Here is a 20,762-nt window from a genome sequence, read left to right on the forward strand (position 1 = left end):
GGATGCTCCCGGCCGGGATGCGCTCGGGTGCTCAGTCCTTGCCGCCGCCCGTGAAGAGCTCGTACTGCGCCATCACGTCCTCGGTCGGGCCGTCCATCCGCAGCTCGCCGCGCTCCAGCCACAGCACGCGGTCGCAGGTGTCGCGGATCGACTTGTTGTTGTGGCTGACCAGGAAGACCGTGCCGGCGCGCTCGCGCAGCTCGCGGATGCGGGCCTCGGAGCGCTTCTGGAAGGAGCGGTCGCCGGTGGCCAGCGCCTCGTCGATGAGCAGGACGTCGTGGTCCTTGGCGGAGCCGATGGAGAAGCGCAGGCGCGCGGACATGCCGGAGGAGTACGTGCGCATCGGGAGCGTGATGAAGTCGCCCTTCTCGTTGATCCCGGAGAAGTCGACGATCTCCTGGTAGCGCTCCTGGATCTGCTCGCGGGACATGCCCATGGCCAGGCCGCCGAGGTGGACGTTGCGCTCGCCGGACAGGTCGTTCATCAGGGCCGCGTTCACGCCGAGCAGCGAGGGCTGGCCGTCGGTGAAGATCCGGCCGCCCTCCACGGGCAGCAGTCCGGCGACCGCCTTGAGCAGGGTCGACTTGCCCGAGCCGTTCGTGCCGATCAGGCCGATGGCCTCGCCCTTGTACGCGGTGAACGACACCTTCCTGACGGCGTGCACCCGGCGCACGCCCGAGGGCTCGCCGCCCTTGCCGCGCCTGAGGATGCGGCCGAGCGCGGCGGCCGCGGCGCCGCGGCCCGCCGGGGCGCCCGCGCCGTGCACGCGGTAGACGATGTCGACCTGGTCGACGATGACGGTGGGGGCGTCCTCCCGGGCGCCGGGGGCGGTGCCCGCGCGGGGCTTCCGGTCGGTGCGCGTCGGGGTGTGAGTCTGGGTGCGCGTCGGGGGGTGAGTCGTCTCAGCCACGGCCGTAGGTCTCCTCTGCCTTCCAGAAGTAGATGAACCCGCCGACCCCGGCGAGCAGTGCCCAGCCCAGGGCCCAGGCCCACACGTGCTGCGGGAGCTGGTCGCGCTGGAAGGAGTCGATCAGGGCGAAGCGCATCAGGTCGATGTAGACGGCGGCCGGGTTGGACTCCAGGAGCACCTGCACGGCGTGCGGCAGGCGCTGGTCCTTGAGGACCGCGTCGATGCTCCACATCACGCCGGACACGTACATCCAGGTGCGCAGCACGAACGGCATGAGCTGCGCGATGTCCGGCGTCTTGCTGCCGAGCCGGGCCATGACCAGCGCCAGGCCGGTGTTGAAGGTGAACTGCAGCGCCAGGGCGGGGATCACCAGGAGCCAGGACGCGGTGGGCGGCACGCCGAAGCAGAGCAGGATCACCAGCAGCGCGCACATGGAGAACAGCAGCTGCTGGAGCTGCTGCAGGCAGTACGAGATCGGCAGTGAGGCCCGGGGGAAGTGCAGGGCGCGCACCAGGCCGAGGCTGCCGGAGATGGCGCGGGTGCCCGCCATCACGGACTGCTGCGTGAACGTGAAGATGAAGACGCCGGTGACCAGGAAGGGGACGTAGTCGTCGACGTCCCGCTTGGTGTCCATGAGGACGCCGAAGATGAAGTAGTAGACCGCCGCGTTCAGCAGCGGGGTCATCACCTGCCAGAGCTGGCCGAGCTTGGCCTGGCTGTACTGGGCCGTCAGCTTGGCGGTCGCGAAGGCGGTGATGAAGTGCCGCCGCTGCCACAGCTGCCGGACGTAGGCGGGCAGGGAGGGGCGGGCGCCGCTGACGGTCAGGCCGTGCCGGGCGGCCAGCTCGGCGGGGTCCGGTGCGGGCGCCGCCGGGGCGGCGGGACCGGCCGGGCCCACGGGGGGCGTGCCGTGGGGCGGTGTCTCGAGGACCTGGCTCACATCCACTGCTTTCGCTCGGGGAAGCGGGGACGCGCACGTCGGGTTACGTCGGGACGGACCCGTATCGTCGCTTCGCCGAGAGTAGGGCGTCGTCACGTCGGAACGCAACCGTATCGTCGTCACGCTTTATGCTGTTCGCATGACGACGAGCAGGCCACAGGGTGAACAACCGCGCCGCAGGGCGCCCGCCGGAGCCGCCGTGCTCCGCGAGGACGTGACCGAGGCCATCAGGTCGGCCGTCTTCGGGGAGCTCGCCTCCGTGGGGTACGCCCGCATGTCCATCGAGGGCATCGCGCGCCGCGCGGGCGTCGGCAAGACCGCCGTCTACCGCCGCTGGCGCTCCAAGCTGCACCTCGTCCTCGACCTGGTCTCGGCGATAGCGGTCCAGGGCCTTCCCGCGCCGGACACCGGCTCCCTGGAGGGGGACCTGCGGCTGCTGTACGAGGTGACCTCGCGCGCCCTGCGCCACCCCGTCGCCTCCCAGGTCATCCCCGACCTGCAGGCCGAGGCGGCCCGCAACCCCGAGATCGCCGAGGCCCTGCAGAAGGCGCTGCGGGAGGGACAGCACGGCGTCGCGAGCGGCATCGTGCGGGCCGCCGTGGAGCGCGGCGAGATGCGGGCGGGCGCCGACGAGGACCTGGCGCTCGACCTGGTGTCGGGGCCGCTGTACTGGCGGTCGGTGGTGGTCCGCGCCGAGCTCCCCAAGGGCTACCTGGCCCGGCTCGCGACGGCCACGGCGGCGGGGCTGCGGGCGCTCTGAGGCGCGGGGCCGCACGATCCGGTCCGGCCCGGGGATCAGACCCCGCGGCGGCGGGTCAGGAACAGCGTCACGGCCGTCGCGAGGGCCACGACGCCCGTGCCGGTGCTGATCAGCACCTGCCGCACGCCCTCGAAGGCGAGGCTGGTCGAGACGTTGACGGCGACGGCGGCGGTGAGTACGAGCCAGAGCAGGACCTTCATCGGGATGCCTTCCGGGCGGGACGGCCGGCGCCTCGCGCGGCGACCTGCGGTCCATCGTGCCGAGCGGGCCGCGCCGCCACGAGTGAGTGCTCCCCCGGACCCGTGGTGGAGCGGGCTCCACCATCGCCCGGGCGGCGGCTCCCTCCCGCGCCCGCGCGCAGTGACCTAGCCTCACCCGCATGAAGGAGACGCTGCGGCGGGTGGGGGCCGCGCTGGCCCAGCTGCTCAAGGGGGCCGGGCTCGCCCTCGTCTCGTACCTGTACCTCGCCCTCGTGCTGTTCACCGCGGTCGTCACGCTGCTGGTGGTCGGCGCCGCCGTGCTGCCCGAGACCGTCCGCCTGCTGCGCAGGACCGCCGGGTACAAGCGGCGCCTGGTCGGCGGCTGGACCGGCCGGCCGGTCCCCGAGGCCTACCTCCCGCTCACCGGCGACGTCCGCGAGCGGGTGCGCACGGCCCTGACCGACCCCGGCACCTGGCGCGACCTGCGCTGGCTCGCCGTCCACTTCGTCCACGCCCTGCTCCTGCTGTACGTCGCGCTGCCGCTGGCCCTGCTCGGGCTGCTCGTCGACGGCGTGTGGTGCGGGCTCGCGCGGCGCCCCGCGGTGCTGCTGCCGCTGGTCACCCGCCTCGCCGACCTCGACGCGGCGTGGTCGCGCGCGCTGCTCACCGCCCCGCCCGAGGCGCGGCGGGGCGCCGCGCTCGCCGAGCGCGTCGAGGAGCTCACCGTCACGCGCGCCGGGGCCGTCGCCGCGCACGGCGCCGAACTGCGCCGCATCGAAAGGGACCTGCACGACGGGACACAGGCCCGCCTCGTCGCCCTGTCGATGCGGGTGGGGCTCGCGCGCCGCGCCTACGACACGGACCCCGACGCGGCGCGCAGGCTCCTCGACGACGCCCAGGACCAGGCCGAGGAGGCGCTCGCCGAGCTGCGCCACGTGGTGCGCGGCATCCACCCGCCGATCCTCACCGACCGCGGACTCCTCGGCGCGGTGCGGGCGCTGGCCGCGGGCAGCGGGCTCGACGTGACGGTCGCCGCCGACGGGGTCGAGGACCCGGCGGGCGCGGCGGTGCGCGCCCCGGCCGCCGTGGAGGCCGCCGCGTACTTCGTCGTCGCCGAGGCGCTGACCAACGCGGCCAAGCACAGCGGCGCCGGGCGGGCCGCGGTGGAACTTTCCCGGGCGGACGCGGTGTTGAGCATCTCGGTACGCGACGAGGGGCGGGGCGGGGCCGACGAGTCGGGCGGCAGCGGGCTGCTCGGCATGCGGCGCAGGGTCGCCGCGCTCGACGGGACCGTCCGGGTGTCGAGCCCCGCAGGGGGGCCGACCGTGATCGATGTGGAGCTGCCGTGCGCGTGGTGATCGCCGAGGACAACGCCCTGCTGCGGGAAGGGGTGGTGCTGCTGCTCACCTCCGCGGGGCACGAGGTGGTGGCGGTCGCCTCCAGCGGCCCCGAGGTGCTGCCCGCCCTCCTCGGGCACCGGCCCGACGTGGCGGTCCTCGACGTGCGCATGCCGCCGGGGTTCCGCGACGAGGGGCTGCGGGCCGCGCTCGCCGCCCGCGCCGAGATCCCCGGCCTGCCGGTCCTCGTCCTCTCCCAGTACGTCGAGGAGACCTACGCCGCCGAGCTGCTGGGCGGCGGCGCGAGCGGCGTCGGCTATCTCCTGAAGGACCGGGTGGGGCGCGTCGACGAGTCCCTCGACGCGCTGGAGCGGGTGGCCGCGGGCGGCACGGCGCTGGACCCGGAGGTCGTCACGGAACTCCTGACGCGGCGCCGCGACGACCCGCTCGACTCGCTGACGCCGCGCGAGCGCGAGGTGCTCCAGCTGATGGCGCAGGGCCGCGACAACGCGACGATCGCCGCGCAGCTCGTCGTCTCCGACGGGGCGGTCAGCAAGCACATCGGGAACGTCTTCGCCAAGCTCGGGCTGCCGCCGAGCGACAGCGGGCACCGGCGGGTACTGGCGGTACTCGCCTATCTGAACCGGGCGTAGGCGCGGTTCAGGCGGCCTTCTTCCGCGTGAGGTACAGCGCGAGTCCGGCGCCGAGCGCGGTGAGGCCCGAGGCCACGCTGACGAGGGCCTGCGGGGCGCCGTCCAGGAGGAAGCTGCTGGATATGTTGACGCCGAGCGCGACGAGGAGCAGGAGCCAGAGCAGGGCTTTCACGGGTGGGGTCGTCCTTCGGTCGCGGTGCGGTGCGGTGCGGGCGGTGGGCGGTGCCGGGTGCGTGGTGCAGGTGGTGCGGTGTGCCGGTGGTGCGGTGTGTTTCATCCTTTCATCGGGTCGGCGGGCGGCTGCCCGCTGCACCCCTGCCGCACCCCTGCCGCACCGCTGGCGCGCGTCCTGCGCGGCCCGCTCAGCCCCGTTCAGCCCCGTTCAGCCCCGCTCGGCCTCCGGGTGCAGCCGGACCCAGCCCGCCCACGCCGACGTGATCATGTCGCGTACGTCGTGCTTGGCGGACCAGCCCAGTTCGTGGGCGATGCGGTCCGCGGAGGCCACCACGCGGGCCGGGTCGCCGGGGCGGCGGGCGGTGACCTCGGCCGGGGTGTCGTGGCCGGTCACCTCGTTGATGAGGTCCGTCATCTCGCGGACCGACACGCCCTCGCCGCGCCCGATGTTGAGGGTGAGGTCCGTGCCCGGCGCGGCGGACGCCAGCCTGCGGGCCGTCGCCACATGGGCCTCGGCGATGTCGACGACGTGGATGTAGTCGCGTACGCAGGTGCCGTCGGGGGTGGGGTAGTCGTCGCCGAAGACGCGCGGCGCCGCGCCCTCGGTGAGCTTCTCGAAGACCATCGGGACGAGGTTGAAGACGCCGGTGTCCGCGAACTCGGGGGCCGCCGCGCCCGCCACGTTGAAGTAGCGCAGCGACGCCGTCGACAGGCCGTGGGCGCGGCCCGTCGCGCGCACCAGCCACTCGCCGGCCAGCTTCGTCCCGCCGTACGGGCTTATCGGCAGGCAGGGCGTGTCCTCGGTGACTAGCCCGCCCTCGGTGGCAGGCATGCCGTACACCGAGGCGGAGGAGGAGAACACGACGTGCGCGACGCCCCCGGCGACCGCCGCCTCCAGCAGGACGCGCAGGCCCTCCACGTTCTCCCGGTAGTAGTGCAGGGGGCGCTCCACCGACTCGCCGACCTGCTTCTTGCCCGCCAGGTGCACGATGCCGGTGACGCCGTGCTCCGCGAAGGTGCGCGCGAGCAGCTCGCCGTCCAGGACCGAGCCGACCACCAGCGGCACCCCGTCGGGGACGCGCCCGGCGATGCCGGTGGACAGGTCGTCGTAGACCACGGCCCGCTCGCCCGCCTCCGTCATGGCGCGGACGACGTGCGCCCCGATGTATCCGGCGCCGCCGGTGATCAGCCAGGTCATGGTCGTCTTGTCCCGTCTTGTCGCGAGTGTGATGCGTGGAGGTGCAGTGTCGCAGAGGCGGTGTCGGGCAGCCGTCAGCGGCCTGCCCGGGCCCCGACCGCGCGCAGCACGCGGGCGAGCCGCCGCTTCGCGACCCCCGCGACGCCCCGCACGCCCGGGGCCAGCCGCACCGAGAGGTTGCCCGCCTGGGTGGCGTACGGCTGGACCAGCAGGACGCCGCGCCGCCTGCTCGGCACCACCGTGCGGCGCAGCAGGCCGGGCCCGGCGACGGCGCGCGCGGTGGTGTCGCGGGTCGTCCCGTCGTCGAAGTGGAGCCGCAGCCGCACGTCCCAGACCCCGTCGGCCAGCGCGGGCAGGTCGAGCAGCACCTCGGCGGCCCAGATGTCGCCGGACTCCCCGGGGCGGAACGCCGCCGTGCGCCGCAGCCCGGGCGGTCCGCCCTGCCGGTTCACCAGCTCGACGTCGACCGTGGCGGGGCCGGCCTGCGCCACCCGCCCGTACAGCTCGCGCAGCCGCAGCGTGAGGCGCGAGCCGCCCGGGCCGGGGCGCAGCTCGCCGTCGACCGCGAGGGGCAGCAGCCGCAGCGGCCGCACCAGCAGGTGCTCCAGGGTGACCTGGGGGAGGTCGTCGGCCCAGACCGGCGTCGCGTCGGCGGCCCGCGGGTAGGGCGGGACGAGCCGGGCCGGGCGGGCCGCCACCTGCTTCAGGCGGTCCAGGTCGCGCGGCTCGTCGGCGGCGAGCAGCACCCGCGCGATGACGCGGCCGGGCGCGGGGGCCGCGTCGAGGTCGGCGGTGTCGAACGTCTCCAGGTACGCGCGCGTGCTGGCCCACCAGGCGCGCCGGTACTCCTCGCCGCGGGCGGGCAGTTCCCGGGCGTACATGCGCAGGCTGTGGTCGACGAACTTGGCGCGGGCCGCCCGCGCGAGCCGCTTGCCGCCGGTGCCCCGCGCGTCGCGCAGGATGTCCACGGACTGGCGGTGCGCCTCCAGGCGGGCCTGCCAGTTGGCGATCCCCGAGCGGTCCAGGGAGATCGAGAGGCGGGCGGCGGCGCGCCGCACGTGCCAGACGTAGACCCGCTCGGGCACGAGCGCGATGCGCGGGGCGGCGGCCAGCACGCGCGCGGTGAAGACGAAGTCCTCGTAGATGAAGCGGCCCTCGGGGAAGCGGACGCCGTGCTCGCGCAGGAACTCCGTGCGGTAGAGCTTGTTGACGCAGAGCGTGTCGTGCACGAGCCGCGGGCGCAGCTCGGGGCGGGCGACGAGCTGTGCCTTCCGGTAGAGCTCGGGCTGCCAGGGCACCTCACGGCCCGAGGGCAGCTCGCGGCGCACGCACAGCCCGGACGCCACCTCCGCGCCCCGGTCGAGCGCGGCGGCGAGCAGCGCGTCGGCGGCGCCGGGCGGCAGCACGTCGTCGCTGTCGAGGAACATCACGTACGGCGCGCGGGCGGCGTCGATCCCGTCGTTGCGGGGCGTGCCGCAGCCGCCGCTGTTGGCGGTGCGGCGGACCACCCGCACCCGGGCGTCGGCGGCGGCGAGTGCGGCGAGGACGTCGGCGCTGCCGTCCGTCGAGCAGTCGTCGACGGCGATCACCTCGTGGACCGCGGGACCTTGGGCGAGGGCGGAGCGCACCGCGTCGGCGACGTGCGCCGCGTCGTCGTACCCGATCACGACGACGGAGATCTGGGCGGTCCGGTTCCGGGAGGTCCGGTGCTGGGCAGGCGAAGGCGACAGGGAGCGTTCCACAGGGGAAATTTTAGGTGCTTCCGGTAATTATCCGATTAAGGGGGCTTTCCCGGGCGGGGCACGTGCCCTCAATCCCGCCCAAAAGCCGGTGAACGGCACAGACTCGGCACCATGCAGGTCAAGGTGGTCCCCGCTCCCGGCCCGTCCGCACCCGCCCCCGTGCCCGCCGCACCCATGCCCGCCGCCCCCGTGCTCGCGGCCCTCGTCCCCGCCCTGGTCATGCTCGGCCTCGGCCTGTGGGGCCTGGAGCGCGGCACGCTCTGGCGCGACGAGGGCGACACCGCCCAGGTGGTCCGGCGCTCGCTCCCCGAGATCTGGCACCTGCTCCACCACGTCGACGCGGTGCACGGCCTCTACTACCTCGTGCTGCACGTCCTGCTCCCCGGCGGCCCGGCCGGACCGGGGGAGTTCGCGCTGCGGCTGCCCTCGGTGCTCGCCGCCTCCTGCGCCGCCGCGCTGGTCGCGGCCCTGGGCACCCGGCTCGCCCGGCCGCGGGTGGGCCTGTGGGCGGGCCTGCTGTACGCGGTGACGCCGTTCGCCGGGCACTACGCGCAGGAGGGCCGCTCGTACGCGCTCGTCGCGGCCGGGGCCGCGCTCGCCACGCTGCTCCTGGTCCGGGCCGTCGAACGGACCGCCGCCCCGCCCGCCCGGCGCGCCTGGTGCGCCTACGCGGCGGCCGCGGCCGGCACCGCGCTGCTGCACGAGCTCGCCGCGCTGCTCCTGCTCGCCCACGCGGCGACGCTGCTCCTTGCGCGCGCCCCGCGCCGGGTGTGGCGCGGCTGGGCGGCCGCGGCGGGCGCCGTCGCTCTCGCCCTGCTGCCGCTGCTCCTGGTCTCCGGTGCGCAGTCCGCGCAGGTCGCCTGGCTGGTGGCGCCGGACGGGGCGGCCGCCGAGGGGCTGCTGCGCAGCTTCGCCGGGCCCGCGCCGCTCGTCCTCGCCGGGCAGCTGCTGCTCGCCGCGCTCGCGGCGGCCCCGCCGTGGCGGCGTGCCGGGCGCCTGTCGGTACGGGCGGTGGCGCTGCCCCTGCTGGTGCTCCCGCCCCTGGCACTCCTCACGGTCTCGCAGCGCTGGCCGCTCTACCACGACCGCTATGTGCTGTTCGCCCTCGCGGGGCTGCCGCTGCTCGTGGCGGCGGGATCAGACCGGGCCGTCCGGGCCGTCCGGGCCGTCCGGGCGGCGGGGAGCGCCCGCGCCCGGGGCACGGCGGCCGACGGGCCCGCGCGGTCCCCCGTCCCTTGGCCCCGTGCTTGGCCCCGTGCCGCCGTCGCCGTCGTGGGTGTCGCCGCCGTCGGGGCGGTGCTGTGGTCGCAGCTGCCCGCGCACCGCCTGGACCGGACCGCGGGGCGCGGGCCGGACGACCCCGCCGCCGTGGCCGCCTTCGCCGCCCGCACGCTGCGCCCCGGCGAGCCGGTCCTCTACCTGCCCTCGCGCGCCCGGCGCGTCACCCTCGCCCACCCGGATGCCTTCCGGGGCGCGCGCGACATCGGGCTCGCCGCCTCGCCCGCCGCCTCCGGCACGCTCTACGGAGTGGAGACGGGCCCCGCCGAACTGCGGCGCAGGCTCGTCTCCGTGGACCGGCTCTGGGTGCTGACCGAACCGCGCGCCCTCAGCGGCGACCTGCGCCGGCCCGTCCGCCCCGGCGTCACCCCGGAGAACGTCAAGATCGACCTTCTGGAGCGGGAGTTCGCGCCGCGCGCCCGGCACGTGCTGCCGGGCGCCACCCTGCGGCTCTACGTGCGGCGCTGCGCCGCGCCGGACACCCGGGCCAGGACCTCGCCGGTGTGCCGGCTCCAGTCGACCACCACGGCCTCGGGCGGCACCCGCTGGTCGGGGGCGAGCAGCAGCCACCGCACGTCGTAGCGGCGCACGATCGCCGTGCGCTCGGCGGGCGTGGACGTGGGCGCGAGGTAGGCGCGCACGGCCGCGAGGCGCCGGTTGCGCACGCCCTCGTCGAGGGAGGGGTCCGGCCAGGCGGGCGCGACCAGGTTGGCGCCGTAGCCGGGCACGGAACGGGTGGGCCGGTAACCGTTCGTCAGGACGACGTCGCCCCGGCGCATATGGTCCACCGCCCACGCGTAGCCCGGCCAGCGCGGCGGCTGGTCGAAGCCGACGGGGTCGAGGGCGCGCGGCACCACGGCGCCCGCCTGGAGCTGGAAGAATCCGACGCACGCGCCGAGCGCCGCGGCCCCGGCGACCGCGCCGCGCCGCCACCCCCACGGCCGGGGCGCCGCGAGCTCGACGGCCAGCGCGAACTGCGGCGGCACCAGGGTCAGGCCCAGGATGCGGCCGTACGTGTAGTGGCCGCTGACCCAGCCGTAGGCGACGACCGCGCACTCCAGGGCGAACATCAGGACCAGCGGGTCCCTGCGGTCCCGGCGAAAGCGCAGCCACAGCGCGGGCAGCCCGAGCAGCGCCAGCCAGAAGCGCTGCGGCATCCCGGTGTAGAGCTGGCGGTGGATCCAGTCGACGGACTGGTCCCCGACCAGCGAGAAGACGCTGTAGTACGGCCACAGCGCGGCGATCGCCGCCGCGGTGAGCGCGGTCGCCGCCCACGGCCGCACCCGGCGCCCGGACGCGGCGAAGGCGACGACGCCGATCACCGCGGCGACCGACGAGATGGGGTGCACGAGCAGGATCAGCCCGCACAGGGCGCCCAGACCCGCGTACGCCCACCGGCCGTGCCCCCCGTCGCGCACGAGCGTGCCGGCCCACGCCCAGGCCCAGAACGCCAGGCCGATCGCGAACGTCGACGGGTAGCCGAGGTTGCCCGTCATCGACATCAGGCCCAGATAGCCGCTCCACCACGCCATCCGGGTGCCCCACAGCAGCACCATCGCGCCCAGCGCCAGGACCGGCGCCCACGGACGCGGGGTCAGGACCCGCACGAACCGCCCGATGCCGGTGAGCAGGACCAGCAGGTTCAGCGGCCCGGAGAGCTTCACGACCTCCCAGCCCGCCAGGCCCGTCACCCTGGCGAACAGGCCCTGCGCGACGGCGTACGGCGAGTAGTACGCGCTGCCCCGGCCCGGCAGGTCGGCCATCGGGTGCGCCGGGTGCAGGAGGTTCTCCTTGAGGCGCTCGACGACGGCCGCGTGCTGGCCGAAGTCGCAGCACATCGGGACCCGCCAGAACGCCAGCGACATCACCAGCCAGAACAGCCCGCCGAAGACCAGGTACGGGGTGGGCCTGCGGCGCGGGCCGCCGCCCAGCGCCGTCGCGCCGTGCGCGGTCCTGCGGGTGAGCAGCGCCCCGCTCACCGCATCAGCCTCTCCGCGACCCGGGCCGCGGCCCCGCCGTCGTCCAGGTCGCAGTAGGCGTCGCGGAAGGCCGCGTACGCGTCGGCGTGCCGGGCCGAGATCGCGTCCAGGTCGCGCAGCGCCTCGACGACCTCGCCGGTGGAGGCGAGCAGCGGGCCCGGGGCGCGCGTCTCGAAGTCGAGGTAGAAGCCGCGCACCGTGTCGCGGTAGTGCTCCAGGTCGTAGGCGTGGAAGAGCATCGGGCGGCCGGTGTGCGCGAAGTCGAACATCAGCGAGGAGTAGTCGGTGACCAGCACGTCGGCCAGGAGCAGGAGTTCGGCGGTGCGGGGGTGGGCGGAGACGTCCCGCACGAAGGGCGCCCTGGCCCCCGACAGGCGGCCCGCCGTCAGCGGGTGCTTGCGCACCAGCAGCACGTGGTCGTCGCCGAGCACGGACTCCACCGCGCGGAAGTCGAGCGCCGACTCGTAGCGGAACCGGCCCGGGGAGTAGGCGAGATGGTCCCGGTAGGTCGGCGCGTACAGCACGATCTTCTTGTCCGGCGTGATGCCGAGCTCGCGCCGGACCCGCTCGGCGACCTTCCCGCGGTCCTCGGTGAACAGCACGTCGTTGCGCGGCGAGCCCGCCTCGAGGACCTCCCCGTCGTAGGCCAGGGCGCGCCCCAGGTGCGGGGTGGAGAACCGGTTGGGGGAGACGAGCACGTCCCACTGGCGGGACAGCCTGGGCAGCGCGTCCAGGTGGCCGTGGTCGGCGTACAGGGTGTCGGTGAGGTCGGTGCCGATGCGCTTGAGCGGGGCGCCGTTCCAGGTCTGGACGACGGTCTGGCCCTCGCGGCGCTCGAAGAAGTCCGGCAGATGGCCCGCGGTGACGATGCGGCGGCACCGGGCGAGCGCCTCGTACCAGGCGGCGCTGTGCTCCTCCACGCCCTTGGCGCCCGCCGGGACGCGGGTCTGCTGGTCCTGGGTGACCCACAGGTGCTCGACGTCGGCGCCGCGCCGCACCAGCTCCTCGTGGACGGCGCGCGGCGAGTCCCCGTCGAAGTACAGGACGGCGTCGGTCAGCGGCTGTCTGCGCCGGTCCGGGTAGTGCGCGGTGCGCAGCCGGTGGCGGCGGTAGGCGCCGCGCTCGGAGCGGGCGAGCACCGAGCCCGCCTCGACGAACAGCCGGTCGCCGAACCGCCGGTCGGCGGTGAACTCCCGTCCCCGGACGCTCTGGTGCAGGGGCAGCGTGGCGGACGCGGCGGCGAGCAGCCGCACCGGCATCCCGTCCTCGGCGCGCCCCGGCGCGGTGCCGGTGTCCGGCGCGGCGGCGTCCCGGTCCCGCACGAACGCGTACCAGCGGCCCTCCCGCAGCACCCCGCCGCCCGGCGCGACCCGCGCGGTGAAGCGGTCGCCGTCCCGGTCGAGCGGCACCGTGAGCTCCTCGTCGCGGCCGCTGTGCCGCAGCACCAGCTCGGGGTCGCGCCAACTGGCTTCCGCCGCCGTGCCGGCCACGGTCAGCGTGCCGTCCGCGGCCCAGCCGACGTGGTCGGCGATCGGCTGCCGGGTCAGCTCGACGACGAGCCTGCCCTGGTCGTTGGCGGTGGCGCACAGCTCGCGGCCGGGCTGCGACGCGTACCGCCCCGGGGGCAGGTCCAGGGTGGCGGCCAGGGACTTCAGGGTGCCGTCGGGCAGGACGAGGTTGGCCTGCCAGCGGTCGCCGTGCGGGGGCTCGACCTCCTTGGGCGCGCGGTGCGGGGTGGGCGCCACGCCCTCCAGGTCGGCCAGCCGCACCCGGACCTCGAAGCGGTCGCCGGTGAGGTGGACGGGGTAGTCGAGGTCCGTCCGGGTGGCGGCGTGCGTCAGGCGCAGCGCGGCGGGGCGCGCGCGTCCGGCAAGGCCGCCGGTGAGCACCACGTCGTCGCCGTCGCGCCGGTGGGCGTCCACCCGCGCCGCGTACTCCTGCACGCGCAGCACCAGGCGCCCCTTGCTGAAGCCGAGGACGAGCCGCAGCCCGTCGCCGAGCTCGCGCACCACGTTCTGCGCGGAGGCGCCCTCCTGGGCCCGCACGGCGGTCCTGCGCACGGTGCCGTGGCCCGCGAGGACCACCCCGAACAGCCAGTTGCCCGGCCGCCAGCTGCCGCCGGACTTCAGCCGGTCCGGGTCGACGGTCATCTCGAAGCCGGACAGGTCGTAGCAGTGCAGCTGCTGGCGGGACTTCTCGGTGGCCTGCGGCGCGGCGACCGTCCTCGTCGGCACCCGGCGGAACTGCCCCTTGCCGTGCGCCGACTTGAGCAGCCCGGCCTTCACGCTGTGGCCGGGGCGGGTCGCCGCCAGGTTGCGCACGTACGCGTAGCCGCTGATCCGCAGCTTCCCGTCGGCGCCCCACCGCGCCTCGCTCACCCGGGCCACCACGGGCAGTTCGCCCCGGCCGATGCGCGCGAGCTTCTCGGGGACGGGGCCCACGCCGGGGTAGGAGGCGCTGCGCCGGACCGTGCCGCGGACGTGGAAGGCGGTGCCGTTGGCCCGCTCGAAGGAGAGCAGCTCGATGAGTTCGGCGGTGCGCCCCTCGCGCACGAGCTGCCACTTCAGGCGCAGGTCGACGGGGAGCCGCGCGACGACGTCCGGGTCGGCGCGGCGCAGGAAGGCGCCGGTGTCCGTCACGAACGCCGAGCGGTACTCGGGGCCGCCCATCGGCAGCCCCTCCAGGAAGTACACGAAGTCGTCGCGCAGACAGGACACGTCGTACGTCTTCTTCATCTGCGGCGCGTGCTCGGCGAGGAACGCGCTGACGTGCGCGCACGCCGCGATCCGGTCGCGCACGCCCTTGACGTCGGTGCGCCGCCGGGTGATCGACCCCTCGCGGACCCGCCAGTAGTAGACGTGGTCGCTGAGCACGTCCACGGACCCGGCGAGGAAGTGCGCCGGGATCATCACGGGGGTGTCCTCGTAGAGCTTGCCCTCGGGGAAGGTGAAGCGGTGCCGGTCCCAGAAGGCGCGGCGGAACACCTTGTTCCAGGCCACCCGGTCGGAGAGCAGGTCCAGGTCGCGGGTGATGTGGGTGCCGGTGCGCGGCTCGGTGAGCCACTGGTACTGCCAGGCCTGGGAGCGACCGCGTTCGTTGAGCCGCCAGACGTTGCCGCTCGCGAAGTCGGAGCCCGAGGCGTCCAGGCTCGCGATCATCCGTCCGTACGCGTCGTGCGGCACGACGTCGTCGCTGTCGACGAAGGTCAGGAACTCGGCGGTGGGGGAGGCCTTGCGCACCCCGGTGTTGCGGGCGGCGCTCAGCCCGGCGTTGCGCTGGCGGACGTAGACGAAGCGGGGGTCCTTGGCGGCGAACTCACGGGCGATGCGGGGGCTGCCGTCCGTGGAGCCGTCGTCGACGAGGATGCACTCCAGACCGCCGCGCGCCTCGGGACCGCCCAGCAGGCCGGGTCCGTCCATGGTCTGCCCGGCGATCGACTCCAGGCACTCCTCCAGGAACTCCTCGACGTTGTAGATGGGTACGACGACGCTGAGACGGGGCTGCACGGCGACCGGCCTTTCGTGGGAATACGGGCATATTCGTCCCCTTTGCCCGCTCCGCGCACTCCCCGGTCAATTTCTCCGGTATCGACCACCCCAACGAGTGACGAACGGTCTTCGACAGGCGGTGTCCGGCTGACTACGGTCGGTGTCCATGACGCGCTTCTCGGTTGTCGTCCCCGCCCACCGTGTCCAGGGATACCTGCGCGCGTGCCTGGAGTCGGTGCTCACCCAGTCCTTCGGCGACCTCGAACTCGTCGTCGTCGACGACGCGTCCCCGGACGCCTGCGCGGCGATCGCCGCGGAGTATGCGGAGCGCGACCCGCGCGCGCAACTCGTCCGCGTCCCCGCCCAGGCGGGGCCCGGCCCCGCCCGCAACATCGGCGCCGACCGCGCCACCGGCGACCACCTGCTCTTCCTCGACGGCGACGACCTGCTGCTGCCCGGCGCCCTCGCGGCGATCGACGCCGCCCTGACCGCCGCAGGCGACCCGGACGTCCTGCTCTGCGCGCACGACCGCGTCGACTGGTGGGACAAGGTCCGCCCCGGCGGCGACGACCTCACCGGCGACCCCCTCGCCGTCACCCCGGCCGCCTGGAACCGCGTCGTGCGGCGCGCGTTCTGGCACGAGCGGCGGCTCGCCTTCTCCGACGGCGCCTACGAGGACGTGGTGCCCGCCCTGCGGGCCGTCCTGGACGCGGGCGAACGCCTCGCCGTCCTGGACCGGCCCTGCGTGCGCTGGCGCGAGCGCCGGGCCGGCAGCTTCGCCAGGTCGCCCGGCCGCACCCACTTCGCCGTCGTCACCCGCCACGAGGAACTCCTCGCCGCCGCCACCCCCGAGGAACGCGCCCGCCTGCTGCCGCACACCGCCGCCCACCTGCTCGCCGTCCTGGAGGACCCCGGGCGGATCACCGAGGGCGACCGGCGCGACTTCTTCCGCGAGGCGTCCCGCCTGCACCGCACCCACGCGCCCGGCGGCACCGCGCCCGCCACCCCCGAGGGCCGGGCCCTGGCCACCGGCTCGTACGCCGCCTACGAGGGCGTGCGCAAGGCCGAGACGCGGCGCCTGCGCCTGACCCGGCAGCTGGCCCGGCAGAAGAAGAAGCTGCGCGCCCGCGCCATGCGCGCCGCCTACCGCGCCGACCTGCGCCGCGCCCTGGACCCGCACCTCGCCGTCTACGGCGCCTACTGGAACCGCGGCGTCTCCTGCAACCCCGCCGCCATCCACGCCAAGGCCCGCGAACTCGCCCCGCACATCCGGGGCGTGTGGGTGGTCTCCAGCCGCAACAAGCACCGGGTGCCGCCCGGCGTCGAGTACGTCATCGAGGGCTCGCGCCGCTACTGGCAGGCGATGGCCACCGCCACCTACCTGATCAACAACTCCAGCTTCCCGGGCGGCTTCACCAAACGCCCCGGCCAGGTCTACCTCCAGACCCACCACGGCACGCCGCTCAAGACGATGGGCCTGGACCAGCGCCGCTACCCCGCGGGCACGCACGGCATCAGCTTCCAGAAGGTCCTGGACCACACCGACCAGTGGGACCTCAGCCTCTCCGCCAACCCGCACTCCACGGAGATCTGGGAGCGCGTCTACCCCTCCGCGGCCTACCGCCCCCTGGAGGCCGGCTATCCGCGCAACGACGTGTACTTCTCCGCCGGGCCCGAGGAAGTGGCGCGCGTGCGCGCGCAGTTGGGCGTCGACGACGGGCGCACGGTGCTGCTGTACGCGCCCACCCACCGCGACTACCAGAAGGGCTTCCTGCCCCGCCTGGACCTGCGCCGCTTCGCCGAGCGGCTCGGCCCCTCGTACGTCGTGCTCGTGCGCGCCCACTACTTCTACGGCGCCGACGCGGGCCTGGAGGAGCACCCGCAGCTCGTCGACGTCACCGGGCACCCGCGGGTGGAGGAGCTGTGCCTGGCCGCCGACGCGCTCGTCACGGACTACTCGTCGCTGATGTTCGACTACGCCTGCCTGGACCGCCCGATCGTGACGTACGCCCCCGACTGGCAGGCCTACCGGCTCGCCCGCGGCACCTACTTCGACCTGCTCTCCGGGCGCCCCGGCGAGACCCCGGGCGCGGTGGCCACCGGCGAGGACGAGCTGGCCGGCCTCTTCCGGCTCGGCGGCTGGGACACGCCGGAGACGACCGCGCTGCGGGCCGCGTTCCGCGAGCGCTTCTGCCCCTACGACGACGGGAAGGCCGCCGAACGCGTCGTCCGGCGGCTCTTCCTCGGCACGGGCGGGCCTCAGCCCGCCGGGCGCACCTCGTAGGGCGAGCGCACCGGGAAGTACGCCGTCAGGAACGACCGGATGGCGAGCGCCATCTCCTCGTCGGCCACCCCGCCGTCGGGCGACTCGCCGATGCAGAACGCGGTCCGGTCGCGGTTCTGCAGCAGCCGCCCCAGGCGGGCGTGGTCGGCGCGGTCGCCGATGTCCACGAAGTCGTAGGAGATCCCGCCGGGCACCGCGCGCCCGGTCAGGTACGCGTAGTGCTGGTGCAGCGAGGAGACCAGCGCGAGGTCGCCGGTGGAGCGGAAGCGGCTGCGGGCGGTGGCCGCCGTCCGCTCCGGGAACCGCTCGGCGATCTCCGTGAGGACGCTGCGGCGCAGCGCGTAGGGCACGTGGAAGAAGCTGTGCGTCGTCGTCCTGCCGAACTCCGCGCGCAGCAGCTCGCGGTTGTTCTTCGCCGCCGCCAGATAGCCCTCGTCGGCGTCCGACACCGGCAGCGCGGGCACGGACGCCGACGACCAGAAGAACCGGGCCAGGCCGTTGCTGAGGAAGAAGGTGTCCGCCGCCGTCGGGCGGCCCAGGAACATGTCGTCGTTGAAGTACAGGAAGTGCTCCGACAGGCCCTCGATGCGGTGCAGCTGGGACTCGATGGCGTGCGAGTTGAAGGTCGGCAGGCACGCCCCGGGGTCGGCGAACAGGTCGCGGTGGTCGACGACGGTCAGGCCCGGGTGGTCCCGGTCGAGCCAGGACGGGGTCTGTCCCGCCGTCACCAGGTACACGTGCCGGATCCAGGGCGCGTACATCGCCAGCGAGCGCAGGCTGAAGCGGAGCTCGTCGCGGTTGCGGAAGCGCACCGCGCCGTCGTCCGCGGAGGTGTCGCCGCCGCCGCGCGTCGCGTCGCGCCGGGCCCGCCACTCGGGGTCGGAGTCGTCGACCCAGGTGTAGACGGCGTCGACGGGGAAGTCGACGTCCTTGACCAGGAGTTCGGTGAACACGTCGAGCGTCGGGTAGTCGCGGTCGGCCACCCGCAGCGTCGCCGTCGGGGTGAGCGAGGGCAGCTCGGCGCCCGCGAGCGTCGCGCCGAACGGGGCGTGGAAGGCGCCGGTGTCCGTGCGCGGCCAGAACGCCACCGTGCACGCGAGCCCGGCGCCGTGCCGCAGCGACAGCGTGGTCGTCGTCACCGGCCTGAACAGCTTCAGGCCCGCCAGCTCGCCGATGGAGTCCAGGCGTTCGGCGAGCACCGTGCCGGGCGCCGCGTCGCGCGGGTGGACCAGCTCCGCGTAGACCGGCTGCCCGTGCAGCGCGCCCGCAAGGGCCTTCAGCGCGCGGTCCCGGTCGTCGGCGGCGACGGCCAGGGTGTGCGCGGTGCCGCCCGAGGTGCGGACCAGCGCGTAGGGGACCTCCTGCGCCTCCAGGGCCTCGGCGGCCAGGCGCAGGTTCTGGTCGGCCATGTCCGGGGCGAGCACGTCGTCGCGCCGCTCGGCGAGCCGGCCCACCGAGCGGATGAGGCGCCCGGTGGTGTCGGCGGCGAGGATCTCGCCCTCGCGGGCGTGCTCGTCGGCGGCCGCCGCCGCGTCGAAGGTGTGCGGCGCGGTGGGCCGGAAGCCGCAGCCGCCGGACGCCACGCCGAGCGCGACCCGGTCCGCGCGCCCGCGCAGCCGCTCCGGCCGGTCGCGCCCCGCCACCAGCCGCTCGTACAGCTCCTCCCACCGCGCGGTGACGTCCGCCGGGGAGAAGCGGGCGTAGACGCCCTCGCGAGCCGCCTCCGCGTACCGGCGGCGCCGGGCGTCGTCGCCCATCAACTCGTCTATGGCGAGGGCCAGTTCCCGCACCTCGCCGGGCGGCACGAGCAGCCCGTCGACGCGGTGCCGCACGATCTCGGCGGGCCCGGTCAGCACGTCGTACGCGACGACGGGCACCCCGGCCGCGAGCGCCTCGAGGAGGACCAGCGGGAACGCCTCGTTGTGCCCGGCGGTCATCAGGCTCAGCCCGGCCTTGGCCCACTCGGCGGCCATGTCCCGGCACGGGCCGAGGAGTTCGACGCGGTCGTGCAGGCCGAACCCGTCGACCAGGCGGCGCAGGTGCCGCTCGCGGTGGCCGTCGCCGAAGATCCGCAGCGTCCACTCCGGGTGCGCCTCCGCGACCTGGGCGAAGGCCCGGATGGCGTGGTCGACGCGCTTCTCGCCGGTGAGCCGGGCGGCCATGACGATGACCCTGCTCTCGCCGTCCGCGCGCGGCCGGTAGCCGTCGGGCACCGCGTTGGGCACCACGGCGAGCTCGGGGGCGGTCGCGCCCAGGGACTCCGCGAGCCAGTCGCGGGTCCGGTCGGTCAGCGTGACCAGCGCGTCCAGGCGCGGCGCGTGCACGAGCAGCGGCTCGCCGGACGGGCCGCGCCGCTGGGTGGGGCGGTGCTCCTGGTGCACGGTGACGACCCGCGCGGGCACCAGCGCCACCGCGGCGGCGAGCAGCGCGGGCGTGGTGGTGACGAGCACGTCGGTGTCCAGCGTGCCGAGCGCGGCGGTCATCTCGATGTCCGAGAGACGGTCGAAGGCGTCCTCCCAGGCGGGCTTGATCAGCTCGCTGGGCAGCGCGGCCAGGGTGCGGCACGCCGCCTCGTCCAACGCGCTCGCGCGCACCGGCCGTTCGGGCGTCACGGTGCGGTCCACGAGGTGGCGCACGGTCAGCTCCCGCGCCTCGGGGAAGAACGGCTCGGCGCGGGTCCGGAACACCGAGAGCACCTCGACCTCGACGCCGGGCCGCTCGGCGAGGTGCCGCGCCTGGGTGTACGTGGCGAGCTCGGTGCCGCCCATCTCGTCGCCCCAGCCCAGCAGATACGTGATCTTCATGAGGTCTCCTCCGAGACGGCGGTGATGTCCCAGCACGTGACCGCGAAGGCGCCCGTCGCGGTGAAGTGGGCGTGCGCCCGCACCAGCGCGCCGCCGGGCAGCGCGTGGACGCGGAAGGGGGTGGGGTAGGCGGCGGAGGGGTCGCGCACGTCGGACAGCCACCGGCCCAGGCGGTGCGGCCCGACGCGGAAGTCCCACACCCACTGTCCGTCGCCGGCCCCGGCCATCGCGCCGAGCGGCACCCGCAGCGTGAACGCCGTGCCCTGCCAGGCGACCTCGGCCGGTACGACGACACCGTCGCGCCGCCGTACCGCGCTGGCCCCGCCGGACGGCGCCCCCGCGACGAGCCGCCCGTGCACGGTGATGCCGTCGCCGGACGGCACGAAGCGGACGAGCTCGGCGCGCGGCCGCGACCGGGTGGCCTGGAGCACGGCCCGGCCGCCGCGGGTGCGCACGACCCGCACGAGCGTGCCGGTGGCCGGGTCGGGGGCGTGCGGAGCGGTGGGCGTCGCGGGCGGGGTGCCGGGGTCGGCGGGGGCGAGCCCGAACCGGCGCAGGCGCCCGTCGGGGCCCCGCGTCTCGACGGTCAGGCGCCACACGCCGTCCCGCAGGCCGCGCAGGGTGGCGGTCGCGGTCAGCAGCGGGGTGGCGCCGGAGTGCTGCGGTTCGCGGACCAGGGGGACGGCGATCCTGCGGCGGCCCCGGGTGATCAGGAGCCGGGGGTGCCCGCCGTCCTCGCGCGGGGCGCCGGCCGCGAGGACGGCGTCGGCGTCGAGCGCGAGGTTCAGGGTGCGGCTGTCGCGCAGCGAGAGGTGCACGGGCGGCACCAGCGGCCCGGTGCCGGAGCCCTCCGCGGGGCCGGTGGCCGTGCGGCCCGCCACCGCGCGCTCCAGCCGGAAGCGCGTGGTCCGCGCGGTGGCGCGCAGCCGCCGGACGAGCGGGGGAGGCGGCCCGGACCGCAGGGGCGAAGTGAACCACATGTACGGCATTTAACAACTTTGACCGCTTATGGGGA

The 20,762-nt window shown here is 75.2% G+C and carries 14 protein-coding genes and 1 pseudogene; 5 read left to right on the top strand and 10 right to left on the bottom strand.

All coding sequences use genetic code 11. From position 1 onward, the window contains the following. Positions 1-31 precede the first annotated feature (31 nt). The gene (locus ACFYXE_RS33730; RefSeq protein WP_389319184.1) at positions 32-910 is read right to left on the bottom strand and encodes an ABC transporter ATP-binding protein; all 879 of its coding nucleotides are present in this window, start codon (positions 908-910) and stop codon (positions 32-34) included. Then, the gene (locus tag ACFYXE_RS33735; RefSeq protein ID WP_389319186.1) at positions 903-1,850 is read right to left on the bottom strand and encodes an ABC transporter permease; all 948 of its coding nucleotides are present in this window, start codon (positions 1,848-1,850) and stop codon (positions 903-905) included. The genes ACFYXE_RS33730 and ACFYXE_RS33735 overlap by 8 nt, the downstream gene beginning before the upstream one ends. 139 nt (positions 1,851-1,989) lie before the next feature. On the opposite strand from ACFYXE_RS33735, the gene ACFYXE_RS33740 reads away from it, so the two are divergent. Continuing rightward, complete coding sequence (locus ACFYXE_RS33740; RefSeq protein WP_389319188.1) at positions 1,990-2,610, top strand: TetR/AcrR family transcriptional regulator; 621 nt, start codon at positions 1,990-1,992, stop codon at positions 2,608-2,610. Between the two features lie 35 nt (positions 2,611-2,645). Here ACFYXE_RS33740 and ACFYXE_RS33745 read toward each other — a convergent pair whose 3' ends face one another. After that, positions 2,646-2,810, bottom strand: coding sequence for a hypothetical protein (locus ACFYXE_RS33745; RefSeq protein WP_389319190.1), 165 nt, complete (start codon positions 2,808-2,810; stop codon positions 2,646-2,648). 179 nt (positions 2,811-2,989) lie between these two features. On the opposite strand from ACFYXE_RS33745, the gene ACFYXE_RS33750 reads away from it, so the two are divergent. Both ACFYXE_RS33750 and ACFYXE_RS33755 read left to right on the top strand, forming a co-directional pair. Then, entirely contained in the window at positions 2,990-4,168 is a 1,179-nt protein-coding gene (locus ACFYXE_RS33750) for a histidine kinase (RefSeq protein ID WP_389319192.1), read from the top strand. Beyond that, positions 4,156-4,800 (top strand): response regulator transcription factor, encoded by a 645-nt coding sequence (locus tag ACFYXE_RS33755; RefSeq protein WP_389319194.1) that lies wholly within the window; start codon positions 4,156-4,158, stop codon positions 4,798-4,800. Before ACFYXE_RS33750 ends, ACFYXE_RS33755 begins: the two co-directional genes overlap by 13 nt. Before the next feature lie 7 nt (positions 4,801-4,807). On the opposite strand, the gene ACFYXE_RS33760 is transcribed toward ACFYXE_RS33755, so the two are convergent. The 3 genes from ACFYXE_RS33760 to ACFYXE_RS33770 all read right to left on the bottom strand — a co-directional run bounded on the left by ACFYXE_RS33760 (position 4,808) and on the right by ACFYXE_RS33770 (position 7,914). Beyond that, on the bottom strand, positions 4,808-4,972 hold the full coding sequence (locus ACFYXE_RS33760; RefSeq protein ID WP_389319196.1) for a hypothetical protein: 165 nt from the start codon (positions 4,970-4,972) through the stop codon (positions 4,808-4,810). 210 nt (positions 4,973-5,182) lie between these two features. After that, positions 5,183-6,172, bottom strand: coding sequence for a UDP-glucose 4-epimerase GalE (galE, locus tag ACFYXE_RS33765; protein WP_389319198.1), 990 nt, complete (start codon positions 6,170-6,172; stop codon positions 5,183-5,185). A gap of 74 nt (positions 6,173-6,246) precedes the next feature. Next, entirely contained in the window at positions 6,247-7,914 is a 1,668-nt protein-coding gene (locus ACFYXE_RS33770) for a glycosyltransferase family 2 protein (protein ID WP_389319200.1), read from the bottom strand. Positions 7,915-8,133: 219 nt separating this feature from the next. Here ACFYXE_RS33770 and ACFYXE_RS33775 point away from each other — a divergent pair. Then, a pseudogene (locus tag ACFYXE_RS33775) lies at positions 8,134-8,673 on the top strand (glycosyltransferase family 39 protein); the annotation flags it as partial. Between the two features lie 971 nt (positions 8,674-9,644). Here ACFYXE_RS33775 and ACFYXE_RS33780 read toward each other — a convergent pair. Both ACFYXE_RS33780 and ACFYXE_RS33785 read right to left on the bottom strand, forming a co-directional pair. Further along, on the bottom strand, positions 9,645-11,171 hold the full coding sequence (locus ACFYXE_RS33780; RefSeq protein ID WP_389319202.1) for a hypothetical protein: 1,527 nt from the start codon (positions 11,169-11,171) through the stop codon (positions 9,645-9,647). Beyond that, on the bottom strand, positions 11,168-14,677 hold the full coding sequence (locus ACFYXE_RS33785) for a CDP-glycerol glycerophosphotransferase family protein (protein ID WP_389319204.1): 3,510 nt from the start codon (positions 14,675-14,677) through the stop codon (positions 11,168-11,170). The genes ACFYXE_RS33780 and ACFYXE_RS33785 overlap by 4 nt, the downstream gene beginning before the upstream one ends. 148 nt (positions 14,678-14,825) lie before the next feature. On the opposite strand from ACFYXE_RS33785, the gene ACFYXE_RS33790 reads away from it, so the two are divergent. Then, on the top strand, positions 14,826-16,943 hold the full coding sequence (locus tag ACFYXE_RS33790) for a CDP-glycerol glycerophosphotransferase family protein (RefSeq protein ID WP_389319206.1): 2,118 nt from the start codon (positions 14,826-14,828) through the stop codon (positions 16,941-16,943). Here the strand turns inward: ACFYXE_RS33790 and ACFYXE_RS33795 are convergent. Beyond that, positions 16,919-19,747: a stealth conserved region 3 domain-containing protein gene (locus ACFYXE_RS33795; RefSeq protein ID WP_389319208.1), complete on the bottom strand. Its 2,829-nt coding sequence runs from the start codon at positions 19,745-19,747 to the stop codon at positions 16,919-16,921. The genes ACFYXE_RS33790 and ACFYXE_RS33795 overlap by 25 nt on opposite strands. Further along, the gene (locus tag ACFYXE_RS33800) at positions 19,744-20,727 is read right to left on the bottom strand and encodes a hypothetical protein (protein WP_389319210.1); all 984 of its coding nucleotides are present in this window, start codon (positions 20,725-20,727) and stop codon (positions 19,744-19,746) included. The genes ACFYXE_RS33795 and ACFYXE_RS33800 overlap by 4 nt, the downstream gene beginning before the upstream one ends. Between the last annotated feature and the right edge of the window lie 35 nt (positions 20,728-20,762).

Origin of the sequence: Streptomyces sp. NPDC002564 (assembly GCF_042889645.1) — a bacterium.
Taxonomy (GTDB): Bacteria; Actinomycetota; Actinomycetes; order Streptomycetales; family Streptomycetaceae; genus Streptomyces.